This is a genomic window from Arthrobacter sp. CMU6 (assembly GCF_059090205.1).
Window position 1 is genome coordinate 21,216 of sequence record NZ_JBNHFL010000013.1, and the last position, 18,795, is coordinate 40,010.

The following is an 18,795-nucleotide window of genomic DNA, read 5'->3' on the forward strand; positions in this document are numbered from 1 at the left end:
ATACCGCGGCCCCCGGGCTGTGGACTTAGTCCGACTGCCCCGCGACGCTCCGGCCCCTCTGCGCCTACCAGAGCAGAGGGCCCCCAATGGAGAGGATTGAAGAAACGATAAATTCATCAATTCCTCAATTACGAGTCTCGTCCAGTGCCGCCTGCCCGTCAAGACCCTAACCTTTAGGGCACAAAATATGGAACCTTAGACTCTCGGGTCCCAGCCGTATCTAAGTCATTCTTGCGGGTTCCCCGCCACCGCCTCCCGGGAAACGTCAGCCAGCGTAAGGCGCCTTTCCCGGGCCTCGGCCAGTAGCCGGGCCAAGGTGTCGTCCGAGCTCCGGCCCGTCCGCACGCCGATGGAATGCACTGCCCTGGCTATCAGTGCCCGCCGTTCCAGAGACTCCTCGAGCACCGCCGCGGACTCATCGGTCAGGATGCCCTCACCGGCGGAGCCGGAACCTGCGCCGAATGCACCAAGACCCGCAAGGCCGTCCGCATCAGCCGCAGCCCGGGCATTCAGCACGGATTCGGCGGCGGCGAGCAGGTCCGCAATCCCGGGAACAGACAGCCGGTACAGCAGCCTGCCTTCCGAGCGGTGCCCGGCCACCAGGTGCTGGGCACGCAACTGCGCGAGTTGCCCCGCCAGGTGCGACGGCTTCAGCCCCGTGGCAGAACAAAGCTCCGCCACCGAAGCGGGCCCCTCCGTGAGCACAGCCAAGACCCGGACGCGGGCGGGATGCGCCAGCGCCTTGAACAGCTCCGCCTCAGCGGCCGCGACCCGCTCCCTTGGTTCCACCGGCCCGACCACCACCGCTCCTATCTGGCGAAACATGTGTTGTTAAGCGATTATCCTCTCCCGGACCAATTACTGAAGCGCGCGTTTCTTTTCCTCGGCGAGTGCCTTAAGCGCACCGATGCGCTGCGCCAAATCCGCCGCACATACAAACACGAGCACCCCTCGCGACGCGGGCGATCGCCTGAAATAATTGTTTTAGCACTTTCAACGCCGCAGCATGCCATGGGGACGGCACACCGCGGATCCAGGAAAGGAACGAACTGACGTGCCCGTCTCATCTGAATCCCTGGCCCGGTCCGGGCCCCGGCCGCAGGGCAGGCCAGGTTCCCGCCCGCCATGCCACCAAATGTCAGCCAGGCCGTGATGCAGGCCAACCTGCCCCTCGCCGACGAGCTCGCGGCGCTCACCGCCCGGATTGCCGACCTTCTGCTGACTCACGAAACCGTCGACGAAGCGGTTTCGGCACTGGCGCAGGCCCTCAAGGAAGCGATCCCGGGAACGTTGGGGGCAGGCGCGAGCCTGATGGATACGCGTGGCCGACGCACCAGCACAGCTTCCACCGACGGCACCATCCTGCAGGCCGACCAGCTCCAGTACGGCCTCGGGCAAGGGCCGTGCCTCACCGCCTGGGCTCAGCAGATGACTGTGACGGTCGCGGACACCCACACCGACCACCGCTGGCCCGCCTGGAGCCGCGCCATTGCAGAACTGCCGCTGCGCTCGGTGATCAGCACGCCGCTGTCCACTCCCGACGGCGCCATCGGTGCGCTGAAGGTTTACTCCGCTATTCCCGATGGCTTCGATTCCAAGGCCATCCGCCTGATCGAGCTGCTGGCCCGCCCTGCTGCTTTGATGCTTGCCAATGCCCAGGCCCGCGACACCGCGCAGCGCCTCAGCGACGGTCTCATCGGAGCACTAGGCGCCCGCGATGCCATCGGGACCGCTACCGGGATGATCATGGAGCGGCTCCACGTCAACCGCGACCAGGCCCTCTCCACCCTCATTACCGCAGCCCGCCGCCGGGAGGAACCGCTGCACCAGCTCGCCCTGGACATCATTGGCGGCGGCGAGGTGTAACTCACCGTCACAAAGCCGTCTCCGCACCGGCCGAGACGGCTCGCACAGAAGGCGGTGCCGCCGTCGGCCATTCCCTCGCTCCGCTGGCCCGGAACAGGCACGACCCGAACCCTCCTACACCAATTGCGACACCGGCGCAACTTTGGCGCGCGCAACAATTCCAAGGAAAATAGCGAGTCAGCACACAATGCACCACCCCCACTCACTTCAGGAGACAGAGAACCATGACTATCAACATTGCCCCGGGCGCCGGGTTGAACGCTGCCCCGATTGCAGCCACGGCCGCTTTGGACGACCTGGACCTCACTCCGCAGGGACTCGCCGACGCACCGGCGAGCGAGCTGGATCCGGACACGCTGGTGCACCCCGGCGCCAGCTAACTTACTCAGGTTCCGCAGAAGGTCCTGTAGGGTCCAAAGCTTTCTGGCGCAGCCTCTGCATAACGTTCGACGCCGGGACGCTCGTTATACGGGTCCGTCACCGCTTCGAGCAATTGCATGAGCGGACCAAGGTCGCCGCCGGTCGCGGCATCGAGTGCTTCCTCAACAAGGTGGTTGCGGGGCACATACGCCGGATTAGTCCGGTCCATACTGTCCGCGTCCGGCTGCAGGGCCTGCCAGCGTTCCGCCCAGGCAATGAAGGCGTCCGGTTCCGGGAACAGGTCCCGTGCCGGCCGGCCCATGCCGCGGGCCGCGGTTCCGAGCCGGCGGAAGAACGACGTGTAGTCGACGCGACCCTCCTGCATCAGCGCGAGCAGCTCGTCAATCAGGGGCGAAGCCACCTCATCAGCGATGCCGCTGTTGAGGCCCAGCTTCGCCTTCATGCCGGCCAGCCAGGCGGCACTGTACTGCTCGCGGAACGCACCCAGCGACTCCTGGGCCAGCGCCACCGCACGCTCCTCGTCGTCGTCAAACAGCGGAAGGAGCGCCTCCGCCAGGCGGGTCAGGTTCCACTCCGCTATGAGCGGCTGGTTGGCGTAGGCGTAGCGGCCGCTCTCGTCGATTGAACTGTAGACGGTGGCGGGGTCGAACGCGTCCATGAAGGCGCACGGGCCGTAGTCGATGGTCTCGCCGGAGATGGCCATGTTGTCCGTGTTCATGACGCCATGGATGAAGCCCACCAGCATCCACTGCGCCACCAGGGAAGCCTGGGCGGTTATGACGGCCTCGAAGAGTGCAAGATACGGATGGTCCGCCTCCGCCGCGCCCGGATAATGGCGCGCGATGGCGTGGTCCGCGAGGCGGCGCAGGAGTCCGATGTCACCGGCCACACGCGCATACTGGAAACTGCCCACACGCAGGTGACTGCTTGCGACCCGGGTGAGTACAGCCCCCGGCAGCAGGGTTTCCCGCTGGATGGAACGGTCGGTAGCCACGACGGCAAGTGAGCGGGTGGTGGGGATACCCAGTGCGTGCATCGCCTCGCTGACGATATATTCGCGCAGCATCGGCCCCACCACGGCGAAGCCATCCCCTCCCCGGGCGAAGGGCGTGCGGCCGGAGCCCTTCAGGTGGATGTCGCGGAGGCGGCCTTCGACATCGGATATTTCACCGAGCAGGAGCGCACGGCCGTCACCCAGCCTGGGCGCAAACCAGCCGAACTGGTGGCCGGAGTATGCCTGCGCAACGGGAGTGGCGCCGTCGGGCACTGCGTTGCCGATCAGCATCGGAAGTCCTTCTGGACTGCGCAGGAAGTCCGGGTCAAAGCCCAGCGCGGCGGCCAGCGGCTCGTTCAGAACGAGCAGGCGCGGGTCAGGAACCACCTCCGCCTTCCAGGGGATGGCCATCTCGGCAAGCTCGGTGGCGAAGCGGCGTTCAAAGGTGACGGTTGATGCGGCTCGAGCGCTCATCTTTCAAGCATACGTTCGGTCCCTGTCCCCCGCCGCTTCCTCACCTTTCGCCGCGCTCTTCCCCCAATGCTCCCCCCTCTCGCCGCGCGGGTGCCAGCAAATTTTTCCGTCGATGTAGGAAGTCTACTTACTATTCGATGGTAACCATGCTTACTATTACGGAGTGCTGGTTCATCAGCAGCAGCTAACCCTCAAAGGAAAGAGAGCAATGATGACCGAGAACCCATACGGCACCGGACCGGGCACAACAGGGCTGGGCACCACCGACGCCGACAGCACCGTCGCAGGTACCCCCGGGTACACAGGTACCGTCGGCTACCAGGACGACACCTCCTCAAAGAAGGACGTGGCCAAGGATGAGGCTGCAAACGTAGCGGGCCAGGCTGCCGGCGCCGCCCAGAACGTCGCAGAGACCGCCAAGACCGAGGCGAAGAACGTCGCCTATGAGGCGAAGAACAGCGCCCGTGACCTGCTGCACCAGGCGAAGTCGGACCTGACCAGCCAGGCCGGCACCCAGCAAACCAAGGCCGCCGATGGCATCCGCACGATCTCCTCGCAGCTGCGCACCATGGCCGACGCTCCGGACCAGCAGGGGGTGGCCTCGGACCTGATCCGGCAGGCCGCCGACCGCTCCGAATCGGTCGCGTCCTGGCTGGACAACCGGGACCCGGGCTCGCTCCTGAACGAGGTCAAGTCCTTCGCCCGCCAGCGCCCCGGCGCCTTCCTGCTCCTCGCGGCAGGCGCAGGCCTGCTCGCCGGACGCCTCGGCCGCAGCCTGCAGGCCGGCGCCCCCGAAACCTCGACGGCCGGCTACGGATCCCCCAGCGGCACTCTGCCCCAGTACCCCGTCCAGCCGCCGGTCACCGAAAGCAGCCTGACTGCTGCACCGGCCGCTCCCCTGTACGACGCACCGCAGGCCACGCCGACCACCTACGCAGAAACCGTGTACGGCGAACCCGCCCGCCCGGGTTTTGATGCGCCGGGTTCGGCAGGCGTCCCGCTGCGCGATCCTGAAGACCCGTATACCGAGGGTGGGGGTCGTCCCCTGTGAGCAGCCAGATCCCCGATACCCCGCCGACGGCCGCGCACGCCAAGGCCGACACCACCTCCCTCGGTGACCTCCTCGGCGAGGTCACCCGGGACCTGTCCACCCTGATCCGGCAGGAAATCGAACTCGCCAAAGCCGAACTCAAACAGTCCGGCACCCGCGCCGGCAAAGGCGGCGGCATGCTCGCCGGCGCCGGCGTCGCCGGGCACTTCGTGCTCCTGTTCCTCTCCATCGCCCTCTGGTACGCCCTCGGCGAACTCATGGGCCTGGGCTGGTCCGCCGTCGTCGTCGCCGTGATCTGGGGCATCATCGCCGCGGTCCTCGCCAGCGTCGGACGCAAGGAACTCAAAGCCATCAAGGGCATGCCCCAGACGGTCGAAACCGCCAAGGAAATCCCGCCGACCCTCAAACCGAACGGAGACCACTGATGAGTGAGAACCCGGACGCCATCCGCGCCGACATCGAAGCCACCCGCGAACGCCTCGGCACCAACGTGGACGCGGTCGCCGACAAAGTCACCCCGTCCAACATCGTCCACCGCCAAACCGGCAAGGCCAAGGACAAGGTCCGCGACGCCGTGTTCGGAGTGAAGGAGAAAGTCATGGGCACCGCAGAGCACGCCACCCACAGCACCACCGGCGGCCTCCACCACGCCGCCCACTCCACCAGCGGCGGGATCCACACCGCCACCGACGCCGCCGGGAACGCCCTCAGCAGCGCCGGGGACGCGATCGCCGACGCACCCCACCAGGTCGCCGCCAAAACCCAGGGCAACCCCCTCGCCGCCGGGCTGATCGCCTTCGGCGCCGGGCTGCTCGTCTCCTCCCTGATCCCGGCCAGCCAGAAGGAACGCGAAGCCGCCGACGCCCTGAAAACCGCCGCCGAACCCATGACCAGCCAACTCACCGAGGCCGCCAAGGACATGGCCCAGGGCTGGAAGGAACCCGCCCAGGAAGCCATGGAAAACGTCAAAGCCACCGCCACCGACGCCGCCCAGCACGTCAAGGACGAAGGCCAAACCGCCGCCCAGGACGTCAAAGCAACCGCCACGGACGCCAAGGACCACGTCCAAAACACGTGAGCCGGCATGAGCCTGGCTCATTCGACAGGACCTGAAAGCTGGCCAACACACCGGCTCCTCAGCATCGCTGCCCGTCTGGATGAGCTGCGGATCAACCGCAACCTCACGCATCTGGGCCTGACCAAAGGGTCCCTGGACGTCCTGGAGTCGGTCGCGGAGCTAGAACCGGTAACGGTCTCGGACCTGGCAACCCTGCTCTGCGTCAGCAAACAAAGCCTGGGCAGGGTGGTCCGCCGCCTTCAGGGACTTGGGCTCCTGAGCAGGGAACGCAGCGGCGACCGGCGCTATACGGACATCCGGGTCACGCACCAAGGCCGCAGGGTGCTGGCCACCGCCGAGGCCCTCGTCCAGCGACTAACGCAGAACAAATCGGATATCGAACCTGCACTGCACCATGATCTGGAACGCTACATCCGGGACCTCCGGATGTAGCGTTCCGGTCTGTCTGACGCGGTGGCGTGTTCCCGGCGGGCAGGAAAGCATGCCGCAGACAGCCGGAAACCCGAATCTTCATCCAACTTGCTGACCAACAGACCGAAACACCCGCCAGCTCCGCCGCCGGCGGCCAAGGAGAACCATGAAAAAACCCGAACCGCGCGGTCCTGTCAGCGCCGAGCTCATCGACCTTCTGTCCCGCTGCCCCGCTGCTGATCCCGCAGCACTGGCGGAACTGCAGCGATTCGTCGCCGACACAGTGAAACTCACCGACGACATCGTCACCGACGACGACATCCAGCTCTCACTGTTTTGCCTCTACGAGCTTCACTATGGAGGCATTGAAGGGGTAGACGACGCCTGGGAATGGGAGCCCGGACTGATCGCGCTCCGCCGGCTTCTCGAGGAACCGTTCGAACAGGCCTTGCGCTCTACCGCTCCCGTGGCTGCAGGACCTCCTCCGGCAGACAGCGAGGACGGGGCCTTCCAGGACAAGCCGGACAGCGACGCGGTAGCGGACATGCTGTTTGCACTGGCAGCCCAGGACACCGGGCCCAGCCTCTCGCGTTACATGGCCAAGAAGGCCACAGCTGGACAAATGGCGGAATTCCTCATTCACAAATCCGTCTACCAGCTCAAGGAAGCCGATCCCCACACCTGGGCGATTCCAAGGCTCTCCGGGAGGCCCAAGGCCGCCCTGGTCGAGATTCAGGCAGACGAATACGGCGGCGGCCGCCCCCACCGGATGCACAGCGCACTGTTCGCCCGGACCATGAAGGGACTGGGACTCAACTCCAGCTACGGCACTTACGTAGACGCGGTTCCGGCCGTGGCCCTGGCCTCCGTGAACATGATGTCCCTCTTCGGCCTGAACCGCCGGCTGCGCGGCGCCATCACCGGCCACCTTGCCATCTATGAGATGACATCTTCCCGGCCAAACCACCTGTACGCCCGGGGCTTTCGCCGCCAAGGATTCGGCGAGGACGTCACCGAATACTTCGATGAACACGTCGAAGCCGACGCCGTCCACGAACAGATCGCCGGCCGGGATCTCGCAGGGGGCCTCGCCGAGGCAGAACCCGACCTCCTCGCGGACATCCTGTTCGGTGCGAGGGCCGCTCTTGCCGTGGACGCCCGCCTCACCGCGCACATCGTGGAAGCCTGGGAGGACGGACGATCCTCATTGCGGACGTCCCTCCCTGAAGCCGCGTGAGCGACGATCCGGGACCCGGGCCGGACACCGAATACATCCTGCCTCTGCGCTGGACGGATGATGCGGGGCTGGAGGAACTCGTCGACTACCTCCGGGAGCTGTGCACCTGGACGCGAGTCACCGTTGTGGACGGCTCCCCGACGGAACTGTTCAACCGGCACCGGGCCGCGTTCCCGCCGTCGGTCCGGCATATTCCCCCAGCCACGGGGAGCGGCGGAAACGGCAAAGTGGCAGGCGTTCTGACCGCGGTTCGCGTAGCTGGCGCGGAGAGGCTTGTCATCGCCGACGACGACGTCCGCTACACGCGCGGGCAGCTGGCCGTTGCCTTCGCAGCACTCGACGACGCCGAAGTGGTCCGCCCGCAGAATTTCTTCACGCCGCTGCCCTGGCACGCACGCTGGGACACCGCCCGGTCACTTATTAACAGGGCCCTCGGCAGCGACTACCCCGGCACACTGGCCGTGCGACGCTCGGCACTGGTGGCCACGGACGGTTACGAAGGCGTCCTGTTCGAGAACCTGGAGCTCATCCGCACCGTAACAGCGGCCGGCGGCAGGCAGAAGCGGAGCCCGTCGCTGCTGGTCGCCCGGAGGCCGCCAACGGCGGCGCACTTCTTCAGGCAGCGGGTCCGGCAAGCCTACGACGACTTCGCCCAGCCCATCCGCTTGTGCGCAGAACTCGCCCTGTTGCCAGTCCTGGCGGCGCTGCTCGTACAGCGCCGAGTAGCGCGCATGCCGGTGCTCCTCGCACTGGCCGGCACCGCCGTCGCCATAGCGGAACGCGGAAGAAGGCGCGACGGCGGCATGGCCGTTTTTCCGGCGGACACCGCTCTTTTCGCCCCGCTGTGGGTCCTGGAACGGGCACTGTGCATCTGGGTGGCCCTGGCTCTGCGCGCCCGCGGCGGGGTTCCCTATTCAGGCACCAGGCTGAAGAGCGCGGCCACTTCCATGGCGGTGCTCCGGCTCAAGCACCAAGGCAAAATCCGCCCGCCCCTTTCCACCCAGTCAGAACGGAGCATTTCTCGTGAATCGTGACCCTCAGCCGCCGTCCGACCCCAGCTCGGTGGTGCTGTGCCCCGACGGCCCGATCATCATCCGCGGAGCGTTTGAAATCGTCACTCCGTCAGGGGATCCAGTCCCCCGGCAACGAGCCACGGTTGCCCTTTGCCGGTGCGGCGCCTCGGCGATCAAACCCTACTGCGACGGCACCCACAAGCTGATCAACTTCCGCACCGGCCCCCCGGACGCAGCCGGCTGATGTAGTTCCGGTTCATGGGGAGTAGGCTCAATGGAGGAGCCGTTCCCCGTAGATTGAGGCACACGATGGCCGCCACCGAGTCTGGCCAGCCGCCGGCGCCTGGGCCAATTCCCCCGCCGACGCTGGAACAACTGCAGGACCTATTGCTGGAAAGCCCGGGGTTTGACGAGTTCCTCCTCGAGCTTGCAGTTTTCTCTGCTTCACAACTTGCCGCACCAGAACCCATGATGTGCGCGATCTCCGTCGAACGGGCCGGACGCACCATCACCATGGCCAGCAGCAGCGAAGGCGCCAGGCGGATGGATGAGAAACAGTACGGGTTCGACGACGGCCCCTGCCTGACCGCTCTGCGGGAGGGCCGGACGGTGCTCGTGGAAGACCTTGAAGCGTCCGAAAGGTGGCGCCGCTATTCGGAGGTGGTCACGGACGACGACGTGGCATCAGTCCTGGCGGTACCCATTGATGCGGGCAAGGACGCAGGTGCAGCCTTGAATTGCTACGCCCGGAGCACTGACGCATTCAGGTCGGCCTCGACAGTCGCGGCGGTGGAGGCATACGCTGCCTCCCTGTCCCGGGTTCTCCGTTTGGCGCTGCGTGTGCACCGTCTGGCCTTCCTGCCGGAAGGCCTCCACGGAGCCCTGCAGTCCAGGGCGGTCATCGACGCAGCCCTCAGCCTGGTCATGTCCCAGACCCACGGCAGCCGCGAGGAAGCCGCCGCCGTTCTTCACGAAATGGCGCAATCCAACAGACAACAGCTGAAGCAGATAGCTACGGACATCGTAAACGGGGCGAGGCTCCCAGGGCGGGCGGGACGTGATAACGAAACGCAGCAGTAGGGCCACACCAGCCGCGGCGGAGTGCGTGGCTATGATGGGAAGCACCTGCCGAAGGTATCCATGCACGGGGATGCCAACGACCCTGATGACATGTGAGGCCTGCCTGTGACGCGGAAGCACCGAATGGCAGGGGAACTGCCCGAGATCTTCGCGCGGGTTACGGGCCTCCTGCTCACGGAACCAGTGGTTGATCGGGCGGTGGCCAATATCGCACGGGCGGCCCACGAAAGTCTGGCAGGCAGCGTCGGTGCCGGCGGCACGCTGATCGATCCCCACGGCCGGCCCACGAGCACAGCCTCCACGAACAGCATCGTGAAGCAGGCCGACCGGCTGCAGTACGATCTCGGTGAGGGACCCTGCCTCACAGCCTGGGCGAGTGCGCAGCCGGTGCGAATCGACGATTTTCGGGACGACCAGCGCTGGCCTGAGTGGACCAGGGCGGGCGTACGCCTTGGCTTGCTGTCCTGCATCAGTGTCCCCCTCCTGGTTCCGGACTTCACCGGACATGCTGAACCTGATGCCATTGGCGCGATGAAGGTCTATTCCGACCAGCCGCGCGCCTTCACTGCAGGCACCGAAGAGGTCCTGTCCCTGCTCGCCGGACCGGCCGCGCTCATCCTGGCCAACCTCCAAGCCCGCGAACGGGCCGCGCAACTCAGCACCGCCCTCAAGGACGCGCCGCACAGCCGAAGCCTGATTGACATGGCCAAGGGCGTCCTGATGGAGCGCCTCGGAGTGAGCGAACGGGAAGCCCTCCGGGTCATGATCACCCGCGCCCGCGCGCAGCGGGCCCTTCTGAGCGCGGTGGCGCAGGAGATCCTTCACCCGACCACGGACCTCGACCCGACGTCATGAGGGTTGACGGGGACGGAGAGGCGCAACGGGACCGGACGGCCAAGGCCTTCCGGCAGGCCGACCTTGAAGTCGACGAACTATGGATGCACTACTTCAGTATCGGTGGCGACGCGGGTGCCATGGAGATCGAGGCCTACCTCCACGGTTCGTACATGCTGCGCCCTATTCAGCGCGACCTCCTGGACCACGCCATCTACGAATTGGGCACCTTCCAGAGGGATTGACGAGAAGGCCTCCCCCTTGGGGCAGCGGCCCGGCGCATGCTGCCGGTCCATCTTGACTACGCCAGTCACAAAGACTACACAATAAGCAACCTTAGTAATTGTTGACGTCCCCAGCAGGAGGATTCCCGTGAGTGATGAACGTGAAGACGCCTAGGACGGTCAAAGGTCTGAGACTGGGGTTCCTCGTCCTGCTCGCGCTTATGGGCGGCGTCCTGTCCGGATGTGCCGCTGACGGGACGGAGGCGGCAGAGGCGGCGAAAGCGTTCCACCGGGATGTGGCCAGCTCCGACATGACGGCGGCGTGCTCGCTGCTCCAGTCCGAGACGCGGCAGGAGGCGGCGCGGTCCAGTGATGCCGGCACCTGCGAGAGCCAGCTGGAAAAGGCGAAAATCCCGGACGCAGGAAAGCTGCTGAGCACCGAGCAGTTCGGCGGTGAGGCCTTCGTCGAGTTCGAGCACGACACCGTCTTCCTGGCCGCCTCCAACGCGGGCTGGAGAGTCACAGGCGCGGGCTGCACCCCCCAAGGGGAAGAAGCGCCGTACACCTGCGAAGTAGGAGGCAAATAGAATGCGCTGGAGCTTTGCGCTGTATCTCATCCTGATCTTCGGCGGGCTGGCCTACATGGTCGCCGTCGGGCTTGTCCGGGGATAGGCGGGCCGTGAAGAAAGCACTCAGAAACAACGGCCTCAGCCTCTTTTTCGGCCTGATCTTCCTGCTGGCCCTGCTGGGCCAGGCGCTCACCGGCCATGCCCTCTTCAACGAGGAGCAGGTGGCCTCCGGGCTCGAAGAAATCAGCCTCGGCCAGTACCTCACGTCGTCGAACTTCGCGGTGGACGTTTCGGAAAACTGGCAGTCCGAGTACCTGCAGTTCCTGCTGTACATCTTCGCCACGATCTGGCTGGTCCAGAAGGGGTCCCCCGAGTCCAAGGAACTGAACCAGCCCGGACCGGAGTCGGACAGGGAACAGCTCGTGGGCGAGTTCAGCAACGCCAAGTCGCCGAAGTGGGCCCGAGTTTCAGGCTGGCGGCGGACGCTCTACTCCAACTCGCTGGGGCTGACGATGGGGCTGATCTTCCTCCTGTCCTGGCTGGCCCAGTCCGTTGCCGGAAACAGCAACTACAACCAGGAGCAAATCAAGAACTTCCAGCAGCCCGTCAGCTGGGCGGAGTACATCGTCTCGCCGGAGTTCTGGAACCGCACCCTGCAGAACTGGCAGTCCGAGTTCCTTGCCGTCGGCTCAATGGTTGTCCTGTCGATCTACCTGCGCCAGCGCGGCTCACCCGAATCCAAGCCGGTGGGCTCGGCGCACGACGACACGGGCACTACCGGCTAGCGCAGGCCGGTGCGGCCGCCTGGACCTGGGCCGCGCCATGGGCGGCGGCTGCCGCCGTGGACCGCCAACCCCTAGAGCCCGTCGACCGCCCAGCCTTCCTGGTACTCGGGGTGGTCCTTGTAGACGGCGGCGAGGGACATCAGGACGTATTCGCTGGTGGCGCCGATGGCGGTAGCAACATCGGTGACCAGCGGAACGTTTCCCAGGATCTTCCGTTTGGCCGCGCATTCTGAAAGTACGCGCCCGGGATTGAACCAGCCGACGACGGGTCCCGCCATTCCTTCAGTCTCCAGTCCCCGCCGGGCATCCGCCTCGTCCTCGGCGATCCGCGCTTCCAGAAAATCGATCAGGTCGGCCATATGAAGTCCCTCGCATTCATGTTGGTGGGTGGATGGTATCCGTGGTCCGGGCCGTCAGTCGCGCCGGAATAATCAGGTTTCCTCCTTCGGCCGGTGCCGCCTCTCCGGTGCGAGCGGAACAACGACCACCGGCCGGGTCTGCCGGTGCGTGAGGTGGACCGCCACGGAGCCAAGCAACAGCTGCTCTAACCGGGCGCCCACTCTTCCTTCGCGGGTGCCCACCACGATGACCGAGGCATCCGCGGAATCGGCCAGCCGGCCCAGGGCGCGTGCAGGTTCCCCCACGAGGGTCAGGAGCGACCAGCGGATCCCGGCCTTGCCGAGGACAGCCTGCAGGTGTTCCTTGAGGTGGGCACTGGTCTGCTCGACGTCGTCGACGATTCCGTCCTGGCCCGCGGACTGCAGAAGGTCCTCGTCGTCCCGCTCGTTGCTTAGGTATGAGGTGATGTCCACGTAGGCGCAGATGAGCTTGACGTTCAGGGAGTAGGCCAACCGGGCAGCATGTTGCACGACGGCAGACGGCTGCCCTGGCACGACGCCAACTACCACCGGACCCGCTATCCGCTGGGGAACGAATTCGACCTCCCCGCTGGGGGACCCGGCTTTCCTAGCTGGCTCATTCATGAGTGCTGCCATTCCACGCTGTCCTTACGGCAGATCGGGGTGACTCTCATTGCCAGCCTACTAGGACCGGCTGGCACCGGCGGGCAACCTGGTGGAGGATGGGCGCATGGCGGAACGTGTTCGTCGCAATCAGTTTGCTGTTGCCGGCTGGCTCTTCGGCTCCGTCAGTGTTGTCCTGGGCCTGGTCATCCACGGCCTGTCCGGGCATCCCGTGCCGGCGGTGCCGATCGTCGTCGCTACTGCCGCACTGCTCAGCCTCGTCGGAGCGGTAGTCACCCGAATCGGTGTTCCGAACTGGGCCGTACTCGTGCTGGCCGGGGTGGGACAGCAGGCCGTTCACTGGGCCTTGGCATTCTTCTCCAATCCGCTGGCCACCACCCTGGACGGCCACGGGCATACGGAGCCCGTGCAGTTCACCGGCCCCGGCCTGCTGCTGGGCGGGGTGCCAACCCAGCGGCTGCACGTGCTGCTGTACGCGCACGTTGCGGCGGCGCTGCTGACATCCCTGCTGGTTCAGCGGCTGAACACATCGGACCCGAAGCGGTTCAGCCCGGGCACGGCCGCGTATCCGAGGTAGGGCAGGCCGAAGGCATCCTCGATGCTGGCCAGCAGGCTGTAGTGGTTGTACAAGCGGTCCGAAGTGGTGCCCGCCCTGGCCAGGGGTGACAGCACCAGCGTCCCGATCAGTCCGCCCGCCGCTCCCCCAGGAAGTGCGGCATCGGAGCGTTCCTTCCCCTCCGCCTCGTCGAAGGTGATGACCAGCATCCCGTCCTGCTTGTACGCCGGTGAGGACATGATTTCCGGAACATGCTGGCGGAGCCACGCATCGGCGGAGACCAGGCCGCCCTCCCGCCCGTCAGCGCACGGGCTGTCGTGCCCGTCGTTGCACAGGTTCGGGCTGATGTAGGACAGGTTCGGTGTGGTTGCCACGGTTTTGAGGTCTGCGGCGAGGTTTGAGAAGTCGACGTCGTTGGCCAGGCACGCGGGCGAGGACGTGATCCCGGCGAAGTACACGAACGGGTTGTGCCGGGTGGCGTACTGGTGGCCCTCCTGCGCTGCATGGTTCGTATCCCTGGCGCCTAGCTCCGGGTGCAGGCACGGGGTGCCCATGTCCTCCATGTACCTTTCCAGGTCTTCCCCGCCGCGTTCAGCTGCCCGGCGACCGTCTGCACAGACTCCGGGTACACGCAGCCGATGCCCTCCGCCTGGCCCAGCGGCGCTGTGCCGTTCGGGTTAAACGCCTCGAAGTCCGGGCAGTCTCCTTCGGTGACAGGGTTCGGGCCCTGCCCCGAGATCTGGGCGATGTAGTTGGGAAGGGAGGCATGACCGATTGCGTAGTACCGGCTGAGCAGCACCCCCTGCGGACGCAGGGTCCGGGACAGGTACTCTGCGTCCGACTGGTCATTCCAGACATCCCGGAAGGACTTGTTCTCCAGGTTGACCACAAACACGTGCCCCGGCTTTGCCGCCGCTGTGGGAGAGGGCGACGGTCCAGTTCCGCATGCAGCAATCCCCGCAAGGGCCGCCACCAGCGCAGCTGCCGTGAGAAGCTTCCGGCCGGCTGGCCGGCGGCGGCGCCGGCCCTGGAGGTCCCAGCCATATATCGGAGCAGCTCTCATTGGATCCTGCCTTCTGCAACATTGATCCGCGGTCCCGGCTCCATGCTTGCACCCGTATCCCGGCAGCCGCATGAAGGAAAGCTGGGAGTTGATTGGGAGGGCGCACCCTGTTCCTCCGGAACGCCGGGCCGCTCACATGTTAAGTTGAATCGGTGGGACAGACCTGTCCTGCGCATCAGCCTGAGAGAGCCAATACGTGGAATCGCCTTCGCCAGTCCGAATCCTGACCGTCTGCACGGGCAATATTTGCCGTTCCCCCGTGGCGGAACGCCTGCTCCAGGCAGGCCTGGACCAGGTGCTTCCCGGCGGCTTCGAGGTGCGCAGCGCCGGAACCCGCGCTTTGGTGGGCGACCCCGTACAGCCGCTGTCCGCGGACATCATCCGCACCTTCGGCGGAACGGCGGAGAGCTTCGAGGCACGCCAGCTGTCGGGCAAGATCCTTCGTAACGTGGACCTGGTCCTCACCATGACCTCCGGACACAGGGGCGAGGTGCTCCAGCTGGATGCCTCCCTGCTGAAGCGCACCTTCACCATCCGCGAGTTTGCCAGGATGCTCGATGTTCTGGAGGAGCGTGAATGGCAGGCCCCTCCGAGCGCTGGCCTCAACGGTGAAAGGCTCGCTGCCAACACCAGGCTCTGGCGCAAGCTGCCCGCCCGGGCCGCGTCGGTCCGGCACCTCGCGCTGGCCCCCGATGCCGCGGACAATGACGTGGTTGACCCCTACCGCCGCAGTGCTGATTACTACCGGCAGATGGAAGACGAACTGGCCCCGGCGATCATCTCGATCCTTCGTTTCGCCCGGCTGAACGCCCCCGCTTAAACCGGCCGGCCGCCGTCGTTCTCACGGGCGGCTTTTGGTGATACCGTCCGATCATGAAATCCCGGAACAGTCCGGGAGCCGGGGGCAACGGCGACCCCGCTCCAGGCGCCAATGGCGGCGCCAAACCCAAGCGGACCATACGCAACATAGTTTTGGCAGGGCTGCTCGGGATTGCCCTGGTGGCCGGCGGCTTCCTGTTCAGCCTGGCGCAGATCTGGAATACCCAGACGGCCAAGACGGAGATCAGCGCCGCCCCCGAGAGCCCCCCACGGTCCGCAACCACCAAGCCCTCGCCCACCAAGAAGCCGGCGCCCAAACCGGTGAAGCCGCCACCCCCGCCCAAGCTGCCCATGAACATCCTGCTGATCGGCAGCGATCACCGCAAGGGCGATGCCCCGACGCCGAACGGCCTGCCAAACCAGCGCGCGGACGTCCTCATGCTGGTACATCTTGCGGCCGATGGGAAGCACGCCTACGGCATCTCACTCATGCGCGACCTCTGGGTTCAGATCCCCGGGTACGGCGAAGCCAAGATCAACTCCTCGCTCGAGCAGGGAGGCATGCCGCTTGCCGTGAAGACCGTGGAGTCCCTGTTCGGGCAGAAGATCCACCACGCCGTCATGATCGATTTCGAAGGCTTCAGAGGCATCACCGAGGCGCTGGGCGGCGTGGACGTCAACAATCCGGAGGCCTTCACCTCCACGCACGACACGCACCAGCATTTCCCCGCGGGAGTGAACCGGCTCAAGGGCCAGCGTGCCCTCGAGTTCGTCCGCGAGCGCTATGCGTTTGGCGACGGCGACTACCGCCGGGTCGCGAACCAGCAGCTGTTCCTGCGCTCCACCCTGGCCGAGCTGCTCTCCGCCCGCACCCTGACCAACCCGGTGACGCTGTACAAGCTGGTCAACACGGCGTCGAAGTACATCACCGTGGACAAGGGGCTGAACGCGACAGCGCTGGCCAGCCTCGTCTACAGCCTGCGGAACGTCCGGATGCAGGATGCGGTGTTCTTCACGCTTCCGACGGCGGGATTTGGGACCAGCACCGACGGACAGTCGATTATCGTGCCGGACTACGGAGCCGTCACCGCCGTCGGCGCCGCATTGGGGAGGGACCGGGTGGGGCAGTATGCCGCGTCCCTGGGGAAGTGATGTTCTTTGAATGACAATCGTGAGGGATAGCCAGTGAAAAAGCTGATCTGGATCATCGCAGTTATTGCGGTGCTGTTTTTCATCGTTGGCGCAACCATCAAGGCGGCGGCCTTCCTGCTGTGGGTGGCGCCTGTCCTCCTATTGGCGGCCGTGCTGGGGTTCTTCCTCAACCGTTCGGGCGGCAAACGCATCCCCTGACGCTCTCTCATTTCCCGTCGCCTACAACCGGACGCTCTCTCACCTCCCGTCGGTTTTGGGCCAACGCTTCCGTACCTCCTGCGGCAATTTCGGGAGGGTCCCAAGAAAGGCGACCAAACATAAGAGAGCGTCCCAAAAAAGGCGGCGAAAGGTGAGGGAGCATATGGTGGGGCCGCGGGTGATTACTCTGCTGACATTCCGGGTACGGCACTAGTAACGTGGAAAATTCGCAGGCTGAACGGGAGCGCAATCGTGGGACAGAACGGAACGTCCGCTGACGGAACACACAAGGATGCCCCGGTGCCCGCTGCGTGGACAGCCGGCGCCGTGGAACTCATCCTGATCCGGCACGGCGAGAGCCAGGGCAACGTGGCGGCCACCGATGCCACGGTTTCCGGCGCCGAGGTGATCGCGGTCCCGGCCCGTGATGCCGACGTCGAGCTTTCCTCCACAGGCCGGGAGCAGGTGACGGCACTGGGCCGCGCACTGGCGGCGGTTCCCGAGGACCGGCGGCCCGACGTCGTCATTTCCTCCCCGTACATGCGCGCCTACCAGACGGCAGAGATCGCCGTGGAGACGGCGGGCTGGCCCGTCCCCGTCCGCTCGGACGAGCGTCTCCGCGACCGTGAGCTCGGCATCCTGGACATGCTGACCGCCTTTGGTGTGGAAACCCGGCTGCCCCAGGAGGCAGAACGACGGCGGTGGTTGGGCAAGTTCTATTACCGTCCGCCTGGCGGGGAATCGTGGGCGGACGTGGCTCTGCGGCTCCGTTCCGTGATCGGGGAACTGAACGCGCTGGGCAGCGGCCACCGGGTGATGCTGGTGTGCCACGACGCCGTGATCATGCTGTTCCGCTACATCCTTGAGGGCATGTCCGAACGGGAGCTCCTGGACGTGGCGGCCAGCAATCCGGTCCTGAACGCCTCGCTGACCCGCTATGTCCGGCCGGAGGGGGTGGGCCCGTGGACGCTGGAGAGCTTCAATGTGGCCGACCACCTCATGGAGCAGGGCGTCGAAGTGACCGAACACGCCGGGGACGCCAATGTCCACCCGCGCTGAGCCCGCTGATGCGGCCGCCAAGGACTACGCCGGCAGCGCCCCCACCCTGATCACGCCGACTCTCCTGCGCAGTTGGCCGCTGCCTGCCGCAGGGTCCGACAAGTACTCCCGCGGCGCGGTGCTGGTCGTCGGCGGCGGCCGGCGCACTCCGGGTGCTGCCCTGCTCGCCGGCACGGCCGCACTCCGGGCCGGAGCGGGCCGGGTGACCCTGGCGGTGGCGGAGTCGGTGGCCGTCCAGCTGGCGGTAACGCTTCCCGAGGCGGGAGTGATCAGCCTGCCCCAGTCCGCCGGCGGTTCCGTGGGGGACGACGGGCTCGAAAACCTTCTCGGGGACTATGATGCTGCGGATGCCGTGCTGATCGGCCCCGGGCTGGACGACATCGGTCAGACCGAGGCGATGCTCCGCCGGCTGCTCCAACATGATTCCGCCAAGGGTCCGGATCAGAATGCCCGTCCGACGATTGTCCTCGATGCCTACGCCTTGGGTGCCCTCCCCCGGCTGGCTGATGAACTGGACCCTTGGGCAGACCGGCTGATCCTGACGCCAAACCCCACTGAGGCCGCCATCCTGCTGGGCCGGGACACTGAAGATCTGGCGGCCGACGTCGTCGAACTTGCCGGGAAGTACCGCGCGGTGGTGAGCTGCCAGGGCATGATCGCCGGGCCGCCCGGCGGCAGCAACCCCGACGGCGGCTCCCCCGCCCCTGATTTTCCGGTCACCGGAGACCATTGGGAAATCACCACGGGCTACGGCGGGCTGGGAACGTCCGGCAGCGGCGACATCCTTGCCGGCGCCATCGCGGGGCTGCGGGCTCGAGGCACGAGCGACGCCCAGGCCGCCTGCTGGGGCACTCACCTGCACGCCGCGTCCGGCGACAGGCTCGCCAGCCGGGTGGGCAGCCTCGGCTACCTGGCGCGGGAACTGGCCGACGAGCTGCCGCCCCTCATGATGGAGCTCGCCACGTAGG

General features: G+C 66.1%; 26 protein-coding genes. 20 read left to right on the forward strand and 6 right to left on the reverse strand.

Annotated features, from left to right (window positions below; translation table 11 throughout):
* Positions 1–225: 225 nt before the first annotated feature.
* The gene (locus AC5RWD_RS10830) at positions 226–825 is read right to left on the reverse strand and encodes an ArsR/SmtB family transcription factor (protein ID WP_494020000.1); all 600 of its coding nucleotides are present in this window, start codon (positions 823–825) and stop codon (positions 226–228) included.
* A 300-nt stretch (positions 826–1,125) separates the two neighbouring features.
* Between AC5RWD_RS10830 and AC5RWD_RS10835 the strand changes: the two genes are divergently transcribed.
* Together AC5RWD_RS10835 and AC5RWD_RS10840 are read left to right on the forward strand one after the other, a co-directional pair.
* The gene (locus AC5RWD_RS10835; RefSeq protein WP_494020001.1) at positions 1,126–1,866 is read left to right on the forward strand and encodes a GAF and ANTAR domain-containing protein; all 741 of its coding nucleotides are present in this window, start codon (positions 1,126–1,128) and stop codon (positions 1,864–1,866) included.
* 224 nt (positions 1,867–2,090) lie between these two features.
* The gene (locus tag AC5RWD_RS10840) at positions 2,091–2,246 is read left to right on the forward strand and encodes a hypothetical protein (protein WP_494020002.1); all 156 of its coding nucleotides are present in this window, start codon (positions 2,091–2,093) and stop codon (positions 2,244–2,246) included.
* 5 nt (positions 2,247–2,251) lie between these two features.
* On the opposite strand, the gene AC5RWD_RS10845 is transcribed toward AC5RWD_RS10840, so the two are convergent.
* A complete protein-coding gene (locus tag AC5RWD_RS10845; RefSeq protein ID WP_494020003.1) occupies positions 2,252–3,715 on the reverse strand; it encodes a protein adenylyltransferase SelO in 1,464 nt (487 codons plus the stop codon).
* 211 nt (positions 3,716–3,926) lie between these two features.
* Here AC5RWD_RS10845 and AC5RWD_RS10850 point away from each other — a divergent pair, with 211 nt between their 5' ends.
* The 12 genes from AC5RWD_RS10850 (at position 3,927) to AC5RWD_RS10905 (ending at position 11,997) form a co-directional block, all read left to right on the forward strand.
* Positions 3,927–4,766: a hypothetical protein gene (locus tag AC5RWD_RS10850; protein WP_494020004.1), complete on the forward strand. Its 840-nt coding sequence runs from the start codon at positions 3,927–3,929 to the stop codon at positions 4,764–4,766.
* Complete coding sequence (locus tag AC5RWD_RS10855; RefSeq protein WP_494020005.1) at positions 4,763–5,191, forward strand: phage holin family protein; 429 nt, start codon at positions 4,763–4,765, stop codon at positions 5,189–5,191. The genes AC5RWD_RS10850 and AC5RWD_RS10855 overlap by 4 nt, the downstream gene beginning before the upstream one ends.
* Positions 5,191–5,844, forward strand: a complete 654-nt coding sequence (locus tag AC5RWD_RS10860; protein ID WP_494020006.1) for a DUF3618 domain-containing protein — start codon at positions 5,191–5,193, stop codon at positions 5,842–5,844. Before AC5RWD_RS10855 ends, AC5RWD_RS10860 begins: the two co-directional genes overlap by 1 nt.
* A 6-nt stretch (positions 5,845–5,850) precedes the next feature.
* Positions 5,851–6,276 carry a MarR family winged helix-turn-helix transcriptional regulator gene (locus AC5RWD_RS10865; RefSeq protein WP_494020007.1) on the forward strand — a complete coding sequence of 142 codons (426 nt, stop codon included), beginning with the start codon at positions 5,851–5,853 and terminating at the stop codon, positions 6,274–6,276.
* Between the two features lie 145 nt (positions 6,277–6,421).
* Positions 6,422–7,492, forward strand: a complete 1,071-nt coding sequence (locus tag AC5RWD_RS10870; protein ID WP_494020008.1) for an iron-containing redox enzyme family protein — start codon at positions 6,422–6,424, stop codon at positions 7,490–7,492.
* Positions 7,489–8,526: a glycosyltransferase family 2 protein gene (locus AC5RWD_RS10875; RefSeq protein ID WP_494020009.1), complete on the forward strand. Its 1,038-nt coding sequence runs from the start codon at positions 7,489–7,491 to the stop codon at positions 8,524–8,526. Before AC5RWD_RS10870 ends, AC5RWD_RS10875 begins: the two co-directional genes overlap by 4 nt.
* A complete protein-coding gene (locus tag AC5RWD_RS10880; RefSeq protein WP_494020010.1) occupies positions 8,516–8,749 on the forward strand; it encodes a CDGSH iron-sulfur domain-containing protein in 234 nt (77 codons plus the stop codon). Before AC5RWD_RS10875 ends, AC5RWD_RS10880 begins: the two co-directional genes overlap by 11 nt.
* 227 nt (positions 8,750–8,976) lie before the next feature.
* On the forward strand, positions 8,977–9,585 hold the full coding sequence (locus AC5RWD_RS10885; protein ID WP_494020011.1) for a GAF and ANTAR domain-containing protein: 609 nt from the start codon (positions 8,977–8,979) through the stop codon (positions 9,583–9,585).
* Positions 9,586–9,708: 123 nt separating this feature from the next.
* Positions 9,709–10,440 (forward strand): GAF and ANTAR domain-containing protein, encoded by a 732-nt coding sequence (locus AC5RWD_RS10890; protein ID WP_494020012.1) that lies wholly within the window; start codon positions 9,709–9,711, stop codon positions 10,438–10,440.
* A complete protein-coding gene (locus AC5RWD_RS10895; protein WP_494020013.1) occupies positions 10,437–10,664 on the forward strand; it encodes a hypothetical protein in 228 nt (75 codons plus the stop codon). The genes AC5RWD_RS10890 and AC5RWD_RS10895 overlap by 4 nt, the downstream gene beginning before the upstream one ends.
* A gap of 131 nt (positions 10,665–10,795) precedes the next feature.
* Positions 10,796–11,230 carry a hypothetical protein gene (locus AC5RWD_RS10900; RefSeq protein WP_494020014.1) on the forward strand — a complete coding sequence of 145 codons (435 nt, stop codon included), beginning with the start codon at positions 10,796–10,798 and terminating at the stop codon, positions 11,228–11,230.
* A 92-nt stretch (positions 11,231–11,322) separates the two neighbouring features.
* Positions 11,323–11,997 carry a DUF6766 family protein gene (locus AC5RWD_RS10905; RefSeq protein ID WP_494020015.1) on the forward strand — a complete coding sequence of 225 codons (675 nt, stop codon included), beginning with the start codon at positions 11,323–11,325 and terminating at the stop codon, positions 11,995–11,997.
* Between the two features lie 71 nt (positions 11,998–12,068).
* Here the strand turns inward: AC5RWD_RS10905 and AC5RWD_RS10910 are convergent, their stop codons facing one another.
* Positions 12,069–12,356, reverse strand: a complete 288-nt coding sequence (locus tag AC5RWD_RS10910; RefSeq protein WP_494020016.1) for a DUF6221 family protein — start codon at positions 12,354–12,356, stop codon at positions 12,069–12,071.
* 72 nt (positions 12,357–12,428) lie between these two features.
* Complete coding sequence (locus tag AC5RWD_RS10915; protein WP_494020017.1) at positions 12,429–12,980, reverse strand: universal stress protein; 552 nt, start codon at positions 12,978–12,980, stop codon at positions 12,429–12,431.
* A gap of 106 nt (positions 12,981–13,086) precedes the next feature.
* Between AC5RWD_RS10915 and AC5RWD_RS10920 the strand changes: the two genes are divergently transcribed.
* Positions 13,087–13,557: a hypothetical protein gene (locus AC5RWD_RS10920; RefSeq protein ID WP_494020018.1), complete on the forward strand. Its 471-nt coding sequence runs from the start codon at positions 13,087–13,089 to the stop codon at positions 13,555–13,557.
* On the opposite strand, the gene AC5RWD_RS10925 is transcribed toward AC5RWD_RS10920, so the two are convergent.
* A complete protein-coding gene (locus AC5RWD_RS10925; protein WP_494020019.1) occupies positions 13,494–14,090 on the reverse strand; it encodes an alkaline phosphatase family protein in 597 nt (198 codons plus the stop codon). The two genes, AC5RWD_RS10920 and AC5RWD_RS10925, sit on opposite strands and share 64 nt — an antisense overlap.
* Positions 14,060–14,599, reverse strand: a complete 540-nt coding sequence (locus AC5RWD_RS10930; protein ID WP_494020020.1) for a hypothetical protein — start codon at positions 14,597–14,599, stop codon at positions 14,060–14,062. Before AC5RWD_RS10930 ends, AC5RWD_RS10925 begins: the two co-directional genes overlap by 31 nt.
* A 196-nt stretch (positions 14,600–14,795) precedes the next feature.
* Between AC5RWD_RS10930 and AC5RWD_RS10935 the strand changes: the two genes are divergently transcribed.
* From AC5RWD_RS10935 to AC5RWD_RS10955, 5 genes are all read left to right on the forward strand, one after another.
* Positions 14,796–15,419 carry an arsenate reductase/protein-tyrosine-phosphatase family protein gene (locus tag AC5RWD_RS10935; protein ID WP_494020021.1) on the forward strand — a complete coding sequence of 208 codons (624 nt, stop codon included), beginning with the start codon at positions 14,796–14,798 and terminating at the stop codon, positions 15,417–15,419.
* A 53-nt stretch (positions 15,420–15,472) separates the two neighbouring features.
* A complete protein-coding gene (locus tag AC5RWD_RS10940; protein ID WP_494020022.1) occupies positions 15,473–16,570 on the forward strand; it encodes an LCP family protein in 1,098 nt (365 codons plus the stop codon).
* Positions 16,571–16,603: 33 nt separating this feature from the next.
* Complete coding sequence (locus AC5RWD_RS10945; protein ID WP_494020023.1) at positions 16,604–16,768, forward strand: hypothetical protein; 165 nt, start codon at positions 16,604–16,606, stop codon at positions 16,766–16,768.
* A 300-nt stretch (positions 16,769–17,068) separates the two neighbouring features.
* Positions 17,069–17,827 carry a histidine phosphatase family protein gene (locus tag AC5RWD_RS10950; protein WP_494020103.1) on the forward strand — a complete coding sequence of 253 codons (759 nt, stop codon included), beginning with the start codon at positions 17,069–17,071 and terminating at the stop codon, positions 17,825–17,827.
* Positions 17,811–18,794 (forward strand): ADP-dependent NAD(P)H-hydrate dehydratase, encoded by a 984-nt coding sequence (locus AC5RWD_RS10955; protein ID WP_494020024.1) that lies wholly within the window; start codon positions 17,811–17,813, stop codon positions 18,792–18,794. The genes AC5RWD_RS10950 and AC5RWD_RS10955 overlap by 17 nt, the downstream gene beginning before the upstream one ends.
* Position 18,795 lies beyond the last annotated feature (1 nt).